The organism is Hymenobacter arizonensis (genome assembly GCF_900115775.1).
Classification (GTDB): Bacteria; Bacteroidota; Bacteroidia; order Cytophagales; family Hymenobacteraceae; genus Hymenobacter; species Hymenobacter arizonensis.
On sequence record NZ_FOXS01000002.1, the window covers coordinates 825,865 to 841,763 of the forward strand.

The 15,899-nt window shown below is 61.1% G+C and carries 13 protein-coding genes; 7 read left to right on the top strand and 6 right to left on the bottom strand.

Annotation, left to right across the window (positions count from 1 at the left end):
- Positions 1 to 9 precede the first annotated feature (9 nt).
- The 3 genes from BMZ66_RS09855 to BMZ66_RS09865 all read right to left on the bottom strand — a co-directional run bounded on the left by BMZ66_RS09855 (position 10) and on the right by BMZ66_RS09865 (position 2,208).
- Positions 10 to 633, bottom strand: a complete 624-nt coding sequence (locus tag BMZ66_RS09855; RefSeq protein ID WP_092671828.1) for a hypothetical protein — start codon at positions 631 to 633, stop codon at positions 10 to 12.
- 122 nt (positions 634 to 755) lie between these two features.
- On the bottom strand, positions 756 to 1,622 hold the full coding sequence (nadC, locus tag BMZ66_RS09860; RefSeq protein WP_234795054.1) for a carboxylating nicotinate-nucleotide diphosphorylase: 867 nt from the start codon (positions 1,620 to 1,622) through the stop codon (positions 756 to 758).
- Positions 1,623 to 1,806: 184 nt separating this feature from the next.
- Complete coding sequence (locus BMZ66_RS09865; protein WP_092671834.1) at positions 1,807 to 2,208, bottom strand: DUF4783 domain-containing protein; 402 nt, start codon at positions 2,206 to 2,208, stop codon at positions 1,807 to 1,809.
- A gap of 172 nt (positions 2,209 to 2,380) precedes the next feature.
- On the opposite strand from BMZ66_RS09865, the gene gpmI reads away from it, so the two are divergent.
- A complete protein-coding gene (gpmI, locus tag BMZ66_RS09870) occupies positions 2,381 to 3,931 on the top strand; it encodes a 2,3-bisphosphoglycerate-independent phosphoglycerate mutase (RefSeq protein WP_092671837.1) in 1,551 nt (516 codons plus the stop codon).
- Positions 3,924 to 4,511 carry a hypothetical protein gene (locus tag BMZ66_RS09875; RefSeq protein WP_092671841.1) on the top strand — a complete coding sequence of 196 codons (588 nt, stop codon included), beginning with the start codon at positions 3,924 to 3,926 and terminating at the stop codon, positions 4,509 to 4,511. Before gpmI ends, BMZ66_RS09875 begins: the two co-directional genes overlap by 8 nt.
- A 43-nt stretch (positions 4,512 to 4,554) precedes the next feature.
- On the opposite strand, the gene BMZ66_RS09880 is transcribed toward BMZ66_RS09875, so the two are convergent.
- Both BMZ66_RS09880 and prfA read right to left on the bottom strand, forming a co-directional pair.
- Entirely contained in the window at positions 4,555 to 6,099 is a 1,545-nt protein-coding gene (locus BMZ66_RS09880; RefSeq protein WP_143080134.1) for a hypothetical protein, read from the bottom strand.
- Between the two features lie 249 nt (positions 6,100 to 6,348).
- Positions 6,349 to 7,422: a peptide chain release factor 1 gene (gene prfA / locus BMZ66_RS09885; RefSeq protein ID WP_092671847.1), complete on the bottom strand. Its 1,074-nt coding sequence runs from the start codon at positions 7,420 to 7,422 to the stop codon at positions 6,349 to 6,351.
- Positions 7,423 to 7,536: 114 nt separating this feature from the next.
- On the opposite strand from prfA, the gene thrA reads away from it, so the two are divergent.
- The 5 genes from thrA (at position 7,537) to BMZ66_RS09910 (ending at position 14,684) form a co-directional block, all read left to right on the top strand.
- Positions 7,537 to 9,984, top strand: a complete 2,448-nt coding sequence (gene thrA, locus BMZ66_RS09890) for a bifunctional aspartate kinase/homoserine dehydrogenase I (RefSeq protein WP_092671850.1) — start codon at positions 7,537 to 7,539, stop codon at positions 9,982 to 9,984.
- A 94-nt stretch (positions 9,985 to 10,078) separates the two neighbouring features.
- Positions 10,079 to 11,011 (top strand): homoserine kinase, encoded by a 933-nt coding sequence (locus BMZ66_RS09895; protein ID WP_092671853.1) that lies wholly within the window; start codon positions 10,079 to 10,081, stop codon positions 11,009 to 11,011.
- 163 nt (positions 11,012 to 11,174) lie between these two features.
- The gene (gene thrC / locus BMZ66_RS09900; RefSeq protein WP_092671856.1) at positions 11,175 to 12,473 is read left to right on the top strand and encodes a threonine synthase; all 1,299 of its coding nucleotides are present in this window, start codon (positions 11,175 to 11,177) and stop codon (positions 12,471 to 12,473) included.
- A gap of 46 nt (positions 12,474 to 12,519) precedes the next feature.
- Positions 12,520 to 13,251, top strand: coding sequence for a c-type heme family protein (locus tag BMZ66_RS09905; protein ID WP_177204672.1), 732 nt, complete (start codon positions 12,520 to 12,522; stop codon positions 13,249 to 13,251).
- Between the two features lie 137 nt (positions 13,252 to 13,388).
- Positions 13,389 to 14,684, top strand: a complete 1,296-nt coding sequence (locus BMZ66_RS09910; RefSeq protein WP_143080135.1) for a protoporphyrinogen/coproporphyrinogen oxidase — start codon at positions 13,389 to 13,391, stop codon at positions 14,682 to 14,684.
- A gap of 32 nt (positions 14,685 to 14,716) precedes the next feature.
- Here BMZ66_RS09910 and BMZ66_RS09915 read toward each other — a convergent pair whose 3' ends face one another.
- Positions 14,717 to 15,820: a glycosyltransferase gene (locus tag BMZ66_RS09915; protein ID WP_092671862.1), complete on the bottom strand. Its 1,104-nt coding sequence runs from the start codon at positions 15,818 to 15,820 to the stop codon at positions 14,717 to 14,719.
- Positions 15,821 to 15,899: the final 79 nt, after the last annotated feature.

The following is a 15,899-nucleotide window of genomic DNA, read 5'->3' on the forward strand; positions in this document are numbered from 1 at the left end:
CGCGCAAGCTTATACGGTTGTGACGCCGGCTTCGGTGGGCAAAAGGTTTTTGCGCCGCAGCAGGGCTTCGAACAGCTTCAGGTCGTTAGGCGAGTTGAAGATGCGCAGGGGCAAATGTAGAAACACCGGCACGTCGAAGGTGCGGGCCAGCCACATGCGCCAGGGCGCCAGGCCCGCGGGCGGTGTGCCGGGCTTGAGGTAAAGCAGGTAGGCGTCGGAGTCGCGGCGGGCGCGGCCAATCATGTCCCAGGTCAGCTGCATGGCTTTTTCGGGGCCCACGCGCATCAACAGCTGCTTCTGGTCCATCTCAAAGTTCATGCGCTCAAACAGGGGCTTGCTTTGCTCCATCTGGGTCACGCCGGTTATCTGGGCCGAGCGGAACAGCACAAACAGCACGGTGAGCACCACGGCCAGCACCAGCCACCACCACGAGTGCACGAAAATGGCCGGCAGCACTCCCAGCGCAAACGGAATCAGGGCGTATACCCAATCCTTTTTCCACACCTCGGCCATGGCTATGCGGGTGTAGGTATTGGTGTCAAACTGCGTTTTCTTGGTACGGATAGCCAGCGGCGAAGCCTGCTGCGACTGGCGGAAGCCGCCGCCTCCGCCCCGTTGGTTGGGTTGATTCATTTTTCTTAGGTGTATAGAAGCCCGTCATGCAGAGCGCAGCGAAGCATCTCACGTGCAGCATTAATTTAATCATTCAACGAAGCGAGCGAGATGCTTCGCTGCGCTCTCCATGACGGGATGTTTTAATAGGCTTTCAAACTCAAATCTAGGCTTTTGACCGAGTGGGTAAGGGCCCCAACGGAAATATAGTCGACGCCGGTGCTGGCTACCCGGGCAATGGTTTGCTCGGTGATGCCGCCGCTGGCTTCGGTGGGGAAGCGGCCGTCGACGAGGGCCACGGCCTCGCGCAGCATGTCGGTGTCCATGTTGTCGAGCATGATGCGGTCGATGCCGCCGGCGTCCAGGGCCTGCCGCACCTCGTCGAGGGAGCGGGTTTCAATTTCGATGGGCAGCTGCCGGCCGGTGCTGGCCAGGTAAGCCCGGCTGGCGGCGATGGCCTGGGCCACGCCCCCGGCGTAGTCCACGTGGTTGTCCTTCAGAATTATCATGTCGAACAACCCGTAGCGGTGATTGACGCCGCCGCCGATGAGCACGGCCCACTTCTCGCAGATGCGAAAATTGGGCGTGGTCTTGCGGGTGTCGAGCAGCTTGGCCTTGGTGCCGGCCAGCAGCGTGTTGAGGTGGGCCGTGTAGGTGGCGATGCCGCTCATGCGCTGCATGCAGTTGAGCACCAGGCGCTCGGCGGTGAGGATGCTGCGGGCCGGGCCTTCCACGGTGAAGGCGATGTCGCCGTGCCGCACCGGCGTTCCGTCGGTTAGCAGCACGTTCATGGTCAGTGCCGGGTCCACTTCTTTAAAAATGAGCGGAGCCAGGGCCACGCCGGCCAGAATGCCTTCGCCCTTCACCAGCAGGTGAGCCCGGTTGCGGGCATCGGCAGGAATGGAGGACAGCGCCGAATGGTCGCCGTCGCCCACATCCTCGGCCAGGGCCGTGCGGATAAAGGTGGTCAGCGCTTCGGGGGTAAGATAGGAAGGGGTGGGAGTTTGCACCGGACAAAGGTACGGCCCCTGCCTCTGCGAATAAAACCGTACCGTATTCCTTGGCCATGTTCCTGAATCAAGGGATTTGGCAGTTGGGCCGCGAGCTGTGCCCAACTCGCGTTGCGGCCCCAGAGAAGGCATAAAAAAGCCCCAGCCGTGGTGGGCTGGGGCTTTTCAAAAACTGATGCAAAAATTATTCTTTCGTGAAGTCCAGCGTGTCAATCTGCGGGGCTCCTTTGGAAGGCTTGAGCTTTACAAACACCCGGTACACGCCGTTGCGGCCCGTGTAGCGGCCAATGGCATATTGAATGCCTTCCTGGCTTTTGCCCTGATGAATGAATTCGAAGCTGCTGGGCGTATTCTTGGTGAAGAAGTCTTTCACCACAATCTCGGCCTGCGTGGCGTTGTAGCTCTTTTTATCGCCGTCGAACCCAACCTCAATGGTAGGGGCCAAATACTGCGACAATTCCCGGGAAGAACCACTGCGCAAGGCCGAACCAACGGCGCCAAGGTCGTCGGCTTGGGCGCTGGCAGCTACCGCACCGGACAGGAATAGCCAAGTAAAAAATAGCGTCTTAAAAAAATAGCTTTTCATTATTGGAGATATAAGTGCGTCATCCGCGTCGGGTTTAAAGCTAAAATGGTGCCAGGAAGTAAGAACTCCTATTTTTCTGTTCAGTAGATTTTAACCGAAAGATATAGGAGTTTACGGCGTTGCGAAGATAGATAATCTCAACCCATAGTCCGGTCCGCCGTATCTTTGGGGCATGAATAAACAGGTTTTGTTGGTGATTCTGGATGGATGGGGAATTCCTCAGAATACAACGGTGTCGGCAGTAGACGCGGCTAATACGCCTTTTTACCACGAGCTGTTGCAACGTTTTCCGCATAGCCGGCTGCAGGCTTCGGGCGAAGCCGTAGGGTTGCCCGACGGGCAAATGGGCAACTCCGAGGTGGGCCACATGAACATTGGGGCCGGCCGCGTGGTGAACCAGGAACTGGTGCGCATCGGCAAGTCCATTCGCGAGCGCAAGCTGGGCCAGATGCCCGCGCTGGTGAAGGCGTTTGAGTACGCCATTGCCAACGATAAGCCGCTGCACCTCATTGGCTTGTTGTCGGACGGCGGCGTGCATTCGCACATCGACCACGTCAAAGCCTTGTGCACCATTGCCCACGAAGCCGGTGTGCGCCGGGTGTTTGTGCACGCCTTCACCGACGGCCGCGACACCGACCCCAAGAGCGGCGTGCGCTACGTGAACGAGTTGGAGCAGTCCTTAGAGCGCAGTGGCGCCCGCATTGCCTCGGTGGTGGGCCGCTACTACGCCATGGACCGCGACCGCCGCTGGGAACGGGTGAAAGTGGCCTACGACCTGCTGGTGCACGGCGTGGGCACCCGCTCGCAAAACCTGATTCAAACCATACAGGAGCAGTACAAGGACGACGTAACCGACGAATTCCTGAAGCCCATCGTGAAGACTGGCTCCGACGGCCAGCCCCTGGCCACCATTCAGGAGGGCGACGTGGTGCTGTGCTTCAACTTCCGCACCGACCGGGGCCGCGAAATCACGGAGGTGCTCACCCAGCAGGACATGCACGCCTTTCAGATGTCGCGCCTGAACCTGCACTACCTGACCCTGACCAACTACGACGACTCGTTTGTGGGGGTGACGCCGGTGTTCGAAACCGACAACCTCAACAACACCCTTGGCGAGGTGCTGGCGGCTCATGGCAAAGCCCAGATTCGCATTGCCGAAACCGAGAAGTACCCGCACGTGACGTTCTTTTTCTCGGGCGGCCGCGAGAATGCTTTTGAGGGGGAAACGCGCATCATGTGTCCTTCGCCCAAAGTGGCGACCTACGACTTGCAGCCCGAAATGAGCGCCGCCGACTTGGTGGAGGCACTGGTGCCGCAGCTGCAGGCCCGGGCCGCTGATTTTGTGGTGCTCAATTTTGCCAACCCCGACATGGTGGGCCACACCGGCGTGTTTGAAGCCGTGGTGAAAGCCGTGGAAACTACCGATGCCTGCGCCCGTGCCGTGGTGCAAGCCGCAGTATCGGCCAACTACGCCTGCATTATCATCGCCGACCATGGCAATGCCGAGTTCATGCGCAACGCCGACGGCTCGCCGAACACCGCGCACACCACCAACCTGGTGCCCTGCATTCTGGTCGATAACGACTACGTGGGCACCCTATCCGATGGCAAGCTTGGCGACCTGGCGCCTACCATTCTGGAGCTAATGGGTGTGCCCCAGCCCCTGGAAATGACGGGCCAGAGCCTGCTGCGCCCCGCTGCCTCAAGCGTCCCGAATGCGTAGGCGCGTGGCTGGCTACGGGATGATTGCAGGGCTGGCCGCAGCAGTGCTGCTGGCGGGCTGCGGCGACGCCAGCCCCGCCGCGCCGGCAGCTCGCCGTCCGCTGTATTTCGATGTGAAAGGGCTGATGACGCAGCAAGTGGAGCAGCTGGCGCAGCGCCAGGCGGCAGTCACCAAGCAGGTGAGCCTGCGCGGCGACGCCACCGAAACCGTGCGCGTGCCCACCGTCAAGTGGGCCGATGAGCTGCAGATTTTCTTTCAGGCCGACATCAACAAAGCCGCTTTGCGCGGGGCTTATGCTGTGGATTCGGTGGCGCTGCCCGGCGGGCTACTGCGCCGGACCTACACCCGCCTGCCCGGCCAGCCCAATGCGCCGGTTTCGAAGCTAACAGTGGTTCAGCAGGGCCCCGTGGCCCAGGAGGTGGCGGCTACCATTGTGCAAAGCAACGCCTTGTTCTCGGCCCAAAAGCAGCTGCGCCTCCAGCTCCAAAATGGCAAGCTGAGCCGCTATGAGGTAGTCGGAACCCAAAAGCTGGTGCTGTTCGATACGCTGCACTACACCGCTGCCGGCCAAGTAGAATAACTCCACCGCAGTGCCAGGCCGCTTGCCGGTGCGCCGAAGCCGCTTACTTGTTGTGCTCGTAGGCGCCTAGGCTGGGGGTAGCGCCTAAGCTAGGGGCGTTTGTAAGGCGCGGCAGGTTGCGCAAGTCGCGTGCAAGCAAGGTGCCGAACACGGGACGCCGGGGTGCCGTAGCCGGGGAGTTGTCCTGCAGGGTATAGTCAGGGTTGGTAAACGAATTACGCTTGAAGAGCGGCTCGGTGTTGAGGAGGTTTACGCCAGCCGCCCCGATAACGGCGGGCGTAGTGGCGTACTCCTTGGTGCGCAGCAGCGAGTTACGGATGCTGAGAGCGAGGTAGTCCGGGTGATTCTTGACGAACAATTCGTCTTCGAGCGAGCCCCACACAATAGAATTGTGCAGGTTCAGGGTGAGGGGGCGCTTAACCTGAGGATTCGCGGCGTCTTCGTTGGTAAAGGTGAGCGACGCTGTTTCGCGCCGGAAGGAAGGAGTGAAGTTAGCGAAGGTGCAAAAGTTGAAGTTGTAGACCCCGCCGCCCACGCCTAGCACGGCAAACTCCCCGCAGTTGGTGAAGAGGCAGTTCCTAGCCGTTACGGTGCCCGAGAAGCTCATGATGCCGGCGCCCGTCGAAGCATTAGCGTTGGCAAAGGACACGTTAGACCCGGAAATATTCCGGATGATGGTGTTTTCCACCGTTAGGTCAGGCCGGCGTGCTGCGGGGTCATCCGCGCTAAGTACCAGGGCTCCGAACGTGGCGTTTTTGATTTCGGCGTAGCGAATCCGGTTATCCCGGCTGGTTCCGGTGAACGCGATGCCACCCCACTGCCCGGGTATTTCGGCGTAGTAGGGCTCCAGCCGGTCGCCCTGAAAACGAACAATATTGGCGTTGGTGGCTTTCACCGTATCGGTGGGCGCAAAGGCATTCGGTTCGCTTTGGTCGTTCACCAGCAGCGTACCGTTGACCTGTAGGTAAGCTCCAGCATGCAGGTAGATGCGGGCGCCCTTGGGAATACGCAATGTCACGTTCTGGGCAACTACCACACCCGAGGCGGTGCTGCTGTTGATAATGACGTGTGGCTTGTCGGTGCGCCAAGTGGTGTTGTTCCGGATGATTTCGCCCCGGTGGAAGTAAGCATTTTGCCCATAAGCCACCAGTTTTACTGTCTGCTCGTTGCCGTTGGTGCGGAAACGCAAGTCATCGGTCACGAGAAATTGCTTGGCCGCAGTGGCCAGGCCGTTGTCGCCGAGCACGGCCCGCACCAATACCAGCAGGCTATCGCGGCCCCGAATAGTCACGTCCTGGACCGAAGGCCGGGCATCGCCGTTGATAATCACCGAAAACGGCGCCCCCGGCGCCCCCGCCAAGCTAATGTCAGTCTTCACCGCGCCGCGGTTGCGGTTATAAACCCAGAGCCGCTTCGTTACCGTCTTAATGGTCGTAAATACAGTGTCGAACAGCACGGTATCCGTCCGAAATTCTGACTTGAACTCCAGGCTCCCACTGGTCTGCACCAAATTCTCTTTCGGTTCGCAGCCGGGCAGGAGCGTGAGCAAGCAGCTGAGAAGGAGAACTAACGGGAAAAGGTAGCGCATGAAGAACGTTAGACGGTCAGCTCCCCTCCTTACCAAGGAGGGGATGTTGTCGCGGCAGCGACAACTGGGGTGGTTGTGGGCGTTGAACTGGAAGTAGAACGACCAATGAAGCCCGAAAGTATTCGAATGCTTGAAAAGAGAAACTGGGGTTTGTGATGCGCGGAAACCTTCTAACGCCCACAACCACCCCAGTTGCCGCTTCGCGACAACATCCCCTCCTTGGTAAGGAGGGGAGCTGGCTGTTCTACTTTACTTGGTTACGCCTTCTTGCAGGCGCTCGGCGCTTTCGGCAATGCGGAGCTGCTCCACGAAGTCGTCCACGTTTCCTTCCATTACGCTGGCCAGGTTGTACACGGTGTAGCCGATGCGGTGGTCGGTTACGCGGCCCTGGGGGTAGTTGTAGGTGCGGATTTTGTCGCTGCGGTCGCCGCCGCCAATCATGCTTTTGCGCACGAGGCCGTCGGCTTCGTTCTTCTTGGCCAGTTCCATGTCGTACACGCGGGAGCGGAGCACGGCCAGGGCCTTGTCGAAGTTCTTAAGCTGGGACTTCTGGTCCTGGCACTGGGCTACTAGGCCGGAGGGTAAGTGGGTGAGACGCACAGCCGAATACGTGGTGTTTACCGACTGGCCGCCGGGGCCGCTGGAGCAGAAATAGTCCTTGCGGATGTCGCCCATGTTCAGCTCGATGTCGAACTCTTCTACTTCCGGAATTACCACAATGGACGCCACGCTGGTGTGAATACGACCCTGGGTTTCGGTGGCCGGCACGCGCTGCACGCGGTGCACGCCGCTTTCAAACTTGAGCTTGCCGTACACGTCCTCGCCGCGCACGGCCACAATGATTTCCTTGTAGCCGCCGGCGGTGCCTTCCATGGCATCCATGAGCTCCATTTTCCAGCCCTGCTTTTCGGCGAAGCGCATGTACATGCGCTGCAAATCACCGGCAAAGAGGGCGGCTTCGTCGCCGCCCGCGCCGGCCCGGATTTCCATGATGACGTCTTTCGAGTCGTTGGGGTCCTTGGGCAGTAGCAGGTCTTTGATAAGGGTTTCCAGCCGCTCTTGCTCGGGCTGCAGCTCGTCGAGCTCGTCCTTGGCCATCTGGCGGAAGTCCTCGTCCTTCTCGGTGGATATCACCTGGCGGGCGTTTTCGATGTTGCTGAGCACGCCCTGATAGTTGCGATACTCAGCCACAATCTTGCCTAGCTCTTTGTACTCTTTGTTGAGCGCCTTGTAACGTTTCAAGTCCGACATAACGTCGGGCTGCATCAGCTCCTCGTTCACGTTATTGTAGCGCTGGCTGATGGCTTCTAGTTTATCAAGCATCGGGTGTTCGGTATTTAGTCTTTAGTTTGCAAAGGTACTGAATCTAAACACCGCTATGTAGGGCGGACGTTCATTCAGCGCCTTCACCGAATATCTGCCCCGTGGCCCACGTGTATGCAAGTGTTAAAATTTGGGGGGACGTCCGTGGCCTCCGCCGAAAATATCAGCAAAAGCTGTGATATCTCCCTGAGGGCCTTGGAGAATGGCCTGGTGGTGATAGTAGTGTCGGCTTTGGGAGGCACTACCGATGCGCTGATTAAAGCTGGAAAAACGGCCGCCGAAGGTGATGTGGCCTATCAAGACATTTTGCAGCAGCTCGAACAGCGGCACCTGGAAGCTGCCGAGGAACTACAGCTGCCCCCGGCACCTCTCGACAACGCCACGGCCTTGATTACGGACGGTTTTCTGGAATTACACCGCCTTTGCGACGGCGTTGCGGCACTCCAGGAGTTATCGAGCCGCACCCTGGACCGGCTAATGAGCTACGGCGAGTTGCTATCGTCGCAGCTGGTGGAGCTGCATTTTCACCGGCTCCAGCCCGATGCGGTGTGGGCCGATGCGCGCCAGCTTATTCGCACCAACTCACGTTTTGGCAACGCGGAAGTAGATGTTCTAGCCACCGAAAAGCTAGTAAAAGATTTTCAAGCCCAACACCCGAATGCTTCGTGGATAGTGCCTGGCTTCATCGCCGCCGATGCCCATGGTACCACCACCACGCTGGGCCGCGGCGGCTCCGACTACACGGCCGCCCTGCTGGCCGCGGCGCTCGGGGCCGACAAACTGGAAATCTGGACCGACGTGAGCGGCATGATGACCGCCGACCCGCGCCTGGTGCGCGGCGCGCGGCCCATAGCACGCATTTCGTACCAGGAAGCCATGGAACTGTCGCACTTCGGCGCCAAGGTGCTGTACCCGCCCACCATTCAGCCGGTGATGAAGCGCGGCATTCCGCTCTGGATAAAAAACACCTTCGCGCCCGACGATTACGGCACGCTGGTGGAAGTGGAGCCGCCCCGCACGTCGGCATCGGTGCAGGGCATTTCCAGCGTCGGCAACCTTACGCTGCTCAACTTGGAAGGCAGCGGCATGGTGGGCATTCCGGGCTTTTCAATGCGGTTGTTCGCGGCCCTGGCCCGGGAGCGCATCAACGTGGTGCTCATTACCCAAAGCTCGTCGGAGCATTCCATCTGCGTGGGTGTGAACGCAGCCGACACCACGCCGGCCCAGGTGGCGGTAGATGAGGAATTTGCAGTGGAAATTGCCGCCGGCCGCATCGAGCCGCTACGGCCCGAGCGTGGGCTAGCCATTGTGGCGCTGGTGGGCGAAAACATGAAGGACCACCCCGGCATCAGCGGCAAGCTGTTTGGGGCGCTGGGCCAGAACGGCGTGAACATCCGGGCCATTGCCCAGGGCGCTTCCGAGAAAAATATTTCCACGGTTATTCGGGCCGAGGACGTGCGCAAGGCCATCAACGTGCTGCATGAGGCCTTTTTTGAAGCCACTTACAAGCAGGTGAACCTGTTTTTGCTGGGGCCGGGCAACGTGGGCGGCAAGCTGCTCGGGCAGCTGGCCCGACAACAGGCGCACCTGCTCGAACACCTGGGCTTGCAGGTGCGCGTGGTGGCCATTGCCAACAGCCGCCATTGCCTAGTGAACGAAGAGGGCGTGGACCTAGCCGCCTGGCCCGAAGCACTGGCCGAAGCGCCGCCCCTGAGCCTGACCGACCTCACCGAGCTTATCATTGCCCGCAACCTGCGCAACTCCATTTTTGTGGACGTGACAGCCAACGCCGCGGCTGCTGCTTGCTACGCCAGCCTGCTAGAGAAAAGCGTGGCCGTGGTGGCCTGCAACAAGGTGGCCGCGTCGTCGGAATACACCAATTATGCCCGCTTGAAAAGCTTGGCTAAAGAATTCAACGCCAGCTTCCTCTATAGTACCAACGTGGGCGCCGGCCTGCCCGTCATCAGCACCCTGAACGACCTCATGCGCAGCGGCGACGTGGTGCGGCGCATGCAGGCCGTGCTTTCGGGCACGCTCAACTTCGTGTTCAACAACTACGACGGCAGCCGGCCCTTTGCCGAAGTGGTGCGCCAGGCCCAGGCCGAAGGCTACACCGAGCCCGACCCGCGCCTCGACCTAAGTGGTACCGATGTGGCTCGCAAAATCCTGATTCTGGCCCGCGAAGCCGGCCAGGTAATTGAAATGAGCGACATTGAAATCGAAACCTTCCTGCCGCCGGCTTGCCTGGAAGGCGATGTGGAAGCCTTTTACACCCAACTGGCTGCGCACGAGGCGCACTTCCGGGCGTTGTTCGACGCGGCGCAGGCCACCGGTGCGCGCCTCAAGTTTGTGGCCCGCTACGCCGAGGGCCGCGCCGCCGTGGGCCTGCAACAAATTCCGCCCGGCCACGATTTGTATGACCTGCGCGGCAAAGACAACGTGGTGCTGTTTCACACCGACCGCTACGACGAGCTGCCACTAGTGGTGAAAGGCGCTGGGGCCGGGGCCGAAGTCACAGCCTCCGGCGTGTTTGCCGACATTGTGCGCGCCGCTCGGCTTTAAATCATTTAACAATTAACAGTTAACATTTATCATATTATAATGAGATATCACTTGCTCATTGTTAACTGATAAACATTAACTGTTTGCCGATTTCATGCTCAATTCTGTTCTGGTTCACTCCCCCGCTACGCTTTCTAATCTGGGCTGCGGGTTCGATGTATTTGGCCTGGCCCTGGCTGCCCCTTACGACACCATTCGTATCCGTCGCACCGCCGAGCCGGGCGTGCGCATTCAGCACCTCGACGGCTACAACCTGCCCACCGACCCGGCCCACAACGTGGCCGGCGTGGCAATACTCTCGCTGCTGGCGGAAGTGCCCGAGCAAGTTGGGTTCGACGTAGAAATCATCAAAGGCATCAAGCCCGGCAGTGGGGTGGGGAGTAGCGCCGCGAGTGCGGCCGGTGCTGTGGTGGGCGCCAACGCATTGCTGGGCAACCGCTTCACTAAAATGCAGCTGGTTGACTTTGCCATGGCTGGCGAAATGGTGGCTTCCGGAGCCCGCCACGCCGATAATATTGCGCCCGCCATTTTCGGTGGTTTCACCGTGGTGCGCGCTCTGGAGCCGGCGCTGGATATCCTGGCCTTGCCGGCGCCGCCCCTCTGGGTGGCCGTGGTGCATCCCCAGATTGAAGTGAAAACCAGCGACTCTCGCAAGGTGCTGCCTGCGGCCGTGCCCTTGGGCCTGGCCGTGCGGCAGTGGGCCAACGTGGCCGGGCTGGTAGCCGGTTTCCTGACGGCCGACTACGACCTGATTGGCCGTTCAATGGAAGACTACATCGTGGAGCCGGCGCGGCTGCCGCTCATCCCCGGCCTGGCAGAAGCGCGCAAGCGTGCCATGGCGGTGGGCTCGATTGGAGGCGGGATTTCGGGCTCGGGGCCTTCTATTTTTATGTTGAACAAGTCGGAAGCCATTGCGCAAGCCGTTGGCACGGCGATGGGTAGCGTTTTTGCCGAACTCGGCATAGAGTTCAACACGTATGTAGGGCCCGTGGCCACCGAAGGAGCGAAGGTTGTTTCGGAAGCCTAAAAAGCTTGCTGGCCCGTTGCAAGGTTTTATACAACGTCATGTCGAGCGCAGCCGGGACATCCCGCTCGCTTCGTTGAATGATTGGGCTAGTGCCCCGGGCGAGATGTCCCGGCTGCGCTCGACATGATGTTCCTTTAGCTCACTGCTCACCGTAACTGCCCAAATGAAGTACCACAGCCTCCGCCACCAGTCGCCTCCGGTTGATTTTCGCACGGCCACCGTTACCGGGCAGGCACCGGACGGCGGGCTATATTTCCCCGAAACCATTCCGCGGTTTCAGCCGGGCTTTTTGCGGGAGCTGCGCAACCTGAGCAAGGCCACGGTGGCGCTGAACGTGATGCGGCCGTACGTGGGCACTACTATTCCGGAAAGCGACTTGCAGCGCATCTGCGCCGAGGCGGTGGACTTCGAGTTTCCGCTGGTGCCGATGGCGGGCGACATATCGGCGCTGGAGCTGTTTCACGGGCCTACACTGGCGTTTAAGGACGTGGGCGCGCGGTTCATGAGCCGCTGCCTAGGGCATTTTGCCCGGCAGGGCGACACCCCGCCCGTGACGGTGCTGGTGGCCACTTCCGGCGATACGGGCGGCGCCGTAGCCAGCGGCTTTTTGGGCGTGCCCGGCGTGGAAGTGGTGATACTTTACCCCTCGGGCAAGGTGAGTCCGGTGCAGGAGCAGCAGCTTACCACCCTGGGCCAGAACATCACGGCGCTGGAAGTGAGCGGTACTTTCGACGACTGCCAGGCCCTAGTGAAGCAGGCGTTTCAGGACCGGGAGCTGGCGCAGCGACGCTTCCTTACCTCAGCCAACTCCATCAACGTGGCGCGCTGGCTGCCGCAGCAGATTTACTACTGCTTTGCCTGGCAACAGTGGCCCGCCGAGGCGCCCGCGCCGGTGGTGTCGGTGCCGAGCGGCAACTTTGGCAACCTGTGCGCCGGGCTGCTGGCGCAGGCATCGGGGCTGCCGCTGGGGCATTTCATTGCCGCCTGCAATGCCAACGACCCCGTGCCGGTGTACCTGCGCACGGGCAATTACTCGCCGCGGCCGGCCGTGCCCACTTTTTCCAACGCCATGGACGTAGGCAACCCCAGCAACTTTGTGCGCGTGCTCGCGCTTTTCAACAACGACCTGGCCAAGCTGCGAGCCGCCCTCAGCGCCGACACCGTGACCGATGCCGAAACGGTGGCCGCCATGCGGGAGGTGTGGGCCCGCGAGGGCTACCTGCTGGAGCCTCACGCCGCCGTGGCCCACACGGCGTTGCGCCGCTACCAGGCCCAGGTTCCGGGCACCCAGGGACTGGTGTTAGCCACGGCTCACCCGGTTAAGTTTCCCGATGTGGTGGAGCCGATTCTGGGCCAGGCCATTCCATTGCCGGACGCGGTGGCCCAGCTGCAAAATCGCCCCAAACGAAGTGTGCCTTTGGCGGTTGATTACGAACAGCTGAAAGCCTTTCTGATGAAATAGGAACGTGGCGCAGTACGTTTGAGGTTAGTATTGCATGCTCCCATTGATGTTCAATAGCATTTTTCCCTTTATTCCGGCCTCCAGAGCCGCTAAATACGTTGCCACGGGCTTTTGCCTGGCTACTGTGGCACTGGCCGCTTCGGCTTGCCGCCCCGACCAAATCGAGCACATTAAGGATACCAAGCGCATCGGCGTTGAGACCGCCAACTGGGAGGTGAAGCGCATCATGCCCAAAGACCTGCTCCGCGCCACGCGCTGGGCCGGCGATTCGCTCACGGCTACGGCCGACACGCTGCTGCGCCGCACGCTGGCCCGCGAGCTGGCTGCGGGCGGGGTAGCCCAGGCCGCGGCCTTTTGTCGGCCCGAAACGTATCGCCTCGTCGACTCGCTGGCGGGCGTGATGAAGGCCACCCCCCGCCGCGTGAGTGCCCGGCCGCGCAACCCCGAGCACCGGGCCACCCTGACGGCCGAGCAGCTGCGCACCGACACCACGCGCACCATCACTCGCGAGTCGCAGGAAGTGTTTTTCTACCAGCGGCCCATTGTGCTGAATAACGCGCTGTGCCTACGGTGCCATGGCGAAGTGGGCAAAGACATTGCCGCGGCCGACTACGCTTTTCTCAAAAAGCAGTTTCCGCAGGACGAGGCTACCGGCTACCGCCTGGGCCAGCAAATGGGCGCCTGGCAGATGAGCATGCGCCGCGACGGCGTGGCCGGCTTCTGGACCATGAAGACGCGCAAGAAATGGAAGGAGCACAAAATGCCGAAGCTCTTCTAATCTGAACGCAGCAATGGCACCGCCTTCTTCGTATGGCAAGCCTGAAAATTTGATTGACGCTGAACTGAGACCCGCAGGGCCTCACACGAACTAATACACTTCACACCGGCGCACTTCTGCACGCCTTTATTCCAAAAATGAGTTCTTCTTCCAAGCCCATAATTATTGTTGGGGCCGGCATGGCGGGCCTCGGCTGCGCCACGTGGCTGCACCGCGCCGGCCGGCCCGTGCTGGTGCTCGATGCGGCCGACGCCGTGGGCGGGCGGGTGCGCACCGACATCACGCCCGATGGCTTCCGGCTCGACCGCGGTTTTCAAGTGCTGCTCACCAACTACCCGGAATGCCGGCGCATTTTCGACTACAGCGCCCTGCAGTTGCGGTCTTTCCGTTCCGGTGCCGTAATTCGGTTGGCCGATGGCCGCGAAACTACCCTGCAAAACCCTTTGCAACGCCCGCTGGCGGCTTTTTCGGCCCTCACGTCGCCCATTGGCTCGCTGCAGGATAAGCTGCGCGTGGTGAGCTTGGTGCGGCACGTGCTCAAGCACACGCCGGAGGAGCTGCTAGCCCGCCCCGCTACCGACACGCTCACTTTTCTGCAGCGCTACGGCTGGAGCGAGCAGATGATAAACACGTTCTTCAAGCCCTTCTTTGGCGGGGTTTTCCTGGATAGGGAGCTGAGCACGGCCAGCAATTTCTTTGAGTTCGTGTTTCAGCAGTTTGTGACGGGCGAAGCGGCAGTGCCCGCCCTGGGCATGCAACAGCTGCCGGAGCAGCTGGCGGCTCGCCTGCCCGCCGATTCGGTGCGGCTGTGCACGCCCGTGGCGGCGGTGGAGGGCACGCGGGTGCGCCTCAACTCCGGCCAGGTGCTGGATGGCGAGGCCGTGGTACTGGCCACCGACGGCCTCACTACGCTGCGCCTGCTGGCCGGCCGCAGCGGCAACCCCGACGACGGCTTCAGCGTGCAGGCTGCCAGCTTCCCCACGGCAGCGCGCCTCACCACGTGCACGTATTTCGCAGCCGAGGGTCACTCGCCGGGCCGCGGCGACAAGCTGCTGCGCCTAAATGCGGCCCCCGGCGCGCTGGCGCACAACCTAAGCTTTCCGGGCGATGTGAGCGAGGCCTACGCGCCCAAAGGCCGAGCCCTGATATCCGTGAGCACGCACGGCGAGCGCAGCCTGACCGAAGCCGAGCTCACGGCGGGCCTGCGTGAAGAGTTAGCCGCTTGGTTTGGGCCAGCTGCCCGGCAGTGGGAGCATTTGCGCAGCTACCGTATTCCGGCTGCCTTGCCCGTATACCTGCCCGGGCAACCGGTGCGGCAGCCCCTGAAGCTCGCCGACGGCCTGTACCGCTGCGGTGACTGGGCTGCCTATCCGTCGCTGAATGCGGCGCTGGCCACCGGGCGCGAGGTAGCGGAAATGCTGCTGGCGCAGTAGCGCCTTTGGGCGCTACTTGCTGGCCGCGCAACTCACGCTTCGGCTAGCACATAGCGGCGCTCTTTCCACTCCAGGCGGCCCGGCCAAACTGTGTAGGCCAGCACGGCAAGCGACATGGCGCAGAGGTAAAACTCATATAGCAGCAGCACGCCGAGGTTGATGCGGCGCCCCGTTTGCCGAAGCGTGAGGGCCAGAAAAACGGTTTGTAGGCCTATTTTGCCCAGGTAGATGGCTGCCACTACGGACAGTGGCAAAAAGCCCGGCCAGAACAGCACCGCGTAGAAAACGCCGTACATACCAAATAGCCCACTGAGGTACCACGGCAGGCCCCCGGCCGATTTCATCCACCGCTTGCGCTGCTTCAGGAGGGCTTGCACCGTGGGTTGCGCCTCCGATACGCCCAGGGCCTGGGGCTCGCAGAGGTGGCGGTAGCCCCAGCCTCGGGCCACCACTTCCTGAAAAATCTGCAGGTCTTCGCTCACGTTAAACTGCATGTCTTCGAGGCAGCCAATGCTCTCGCAGGCGGCGCGGGTCAGGAGCATGTTGTTGCCAACGGCGGAGGAGGGGAGCCCGCGCTCAGCCAGTATCCGAATGACGTTGAGGCCAAACAGCCAGTCGAGGCCCTGCAGGCGGCCGAAAAGCGAGCCTTCCGAGGTGGTAACGCCCGTGACCACGCCCACGCCGGGCTCAACCGCGGCCACCATGGTGCTCACCCAATCGGGCGACAGGGCCATGTCGGCGTCCGTAAACAGGAAATAGTCGGTGGTGGCAGCCCGGCACAAGTAGGCCAAGGCATTGCTCTTGTCCTTAGCCCTGCCCAGCTGCTCACGCACCCGCAGCAGCCGAAAATGGGGCTTGTCCTGAATAAACGCTTCTATCACCGCCGCCGTGGCATCGGTGGAGTGGTCGTCGGCAATCAGAATTTCTAGGCGCCCGCTCGGGTAGCGCTGCTGCGCCAGCGAGCGCAGGCAGCGCTCAATGGTCGCTTCTTCGTTGCGGGCCGCTACCAGTATGCTCACCCGCGGCCGGTGCGGCCGAGCTCCCTGGCGCCGTCGCCGGTAGCGGCGCGGCAACATCAACACCAGCCCTAAGCAAATCGCAAAAAATAAACCGAAAAAAAGACCCGCTAGCAGCATGCAATATTCAAAAGGTGAACCCTTTGATAAATACGCAAGCCAGTCTAGTGGCAGCTATCGGATAAATGCTGGTTTTTAA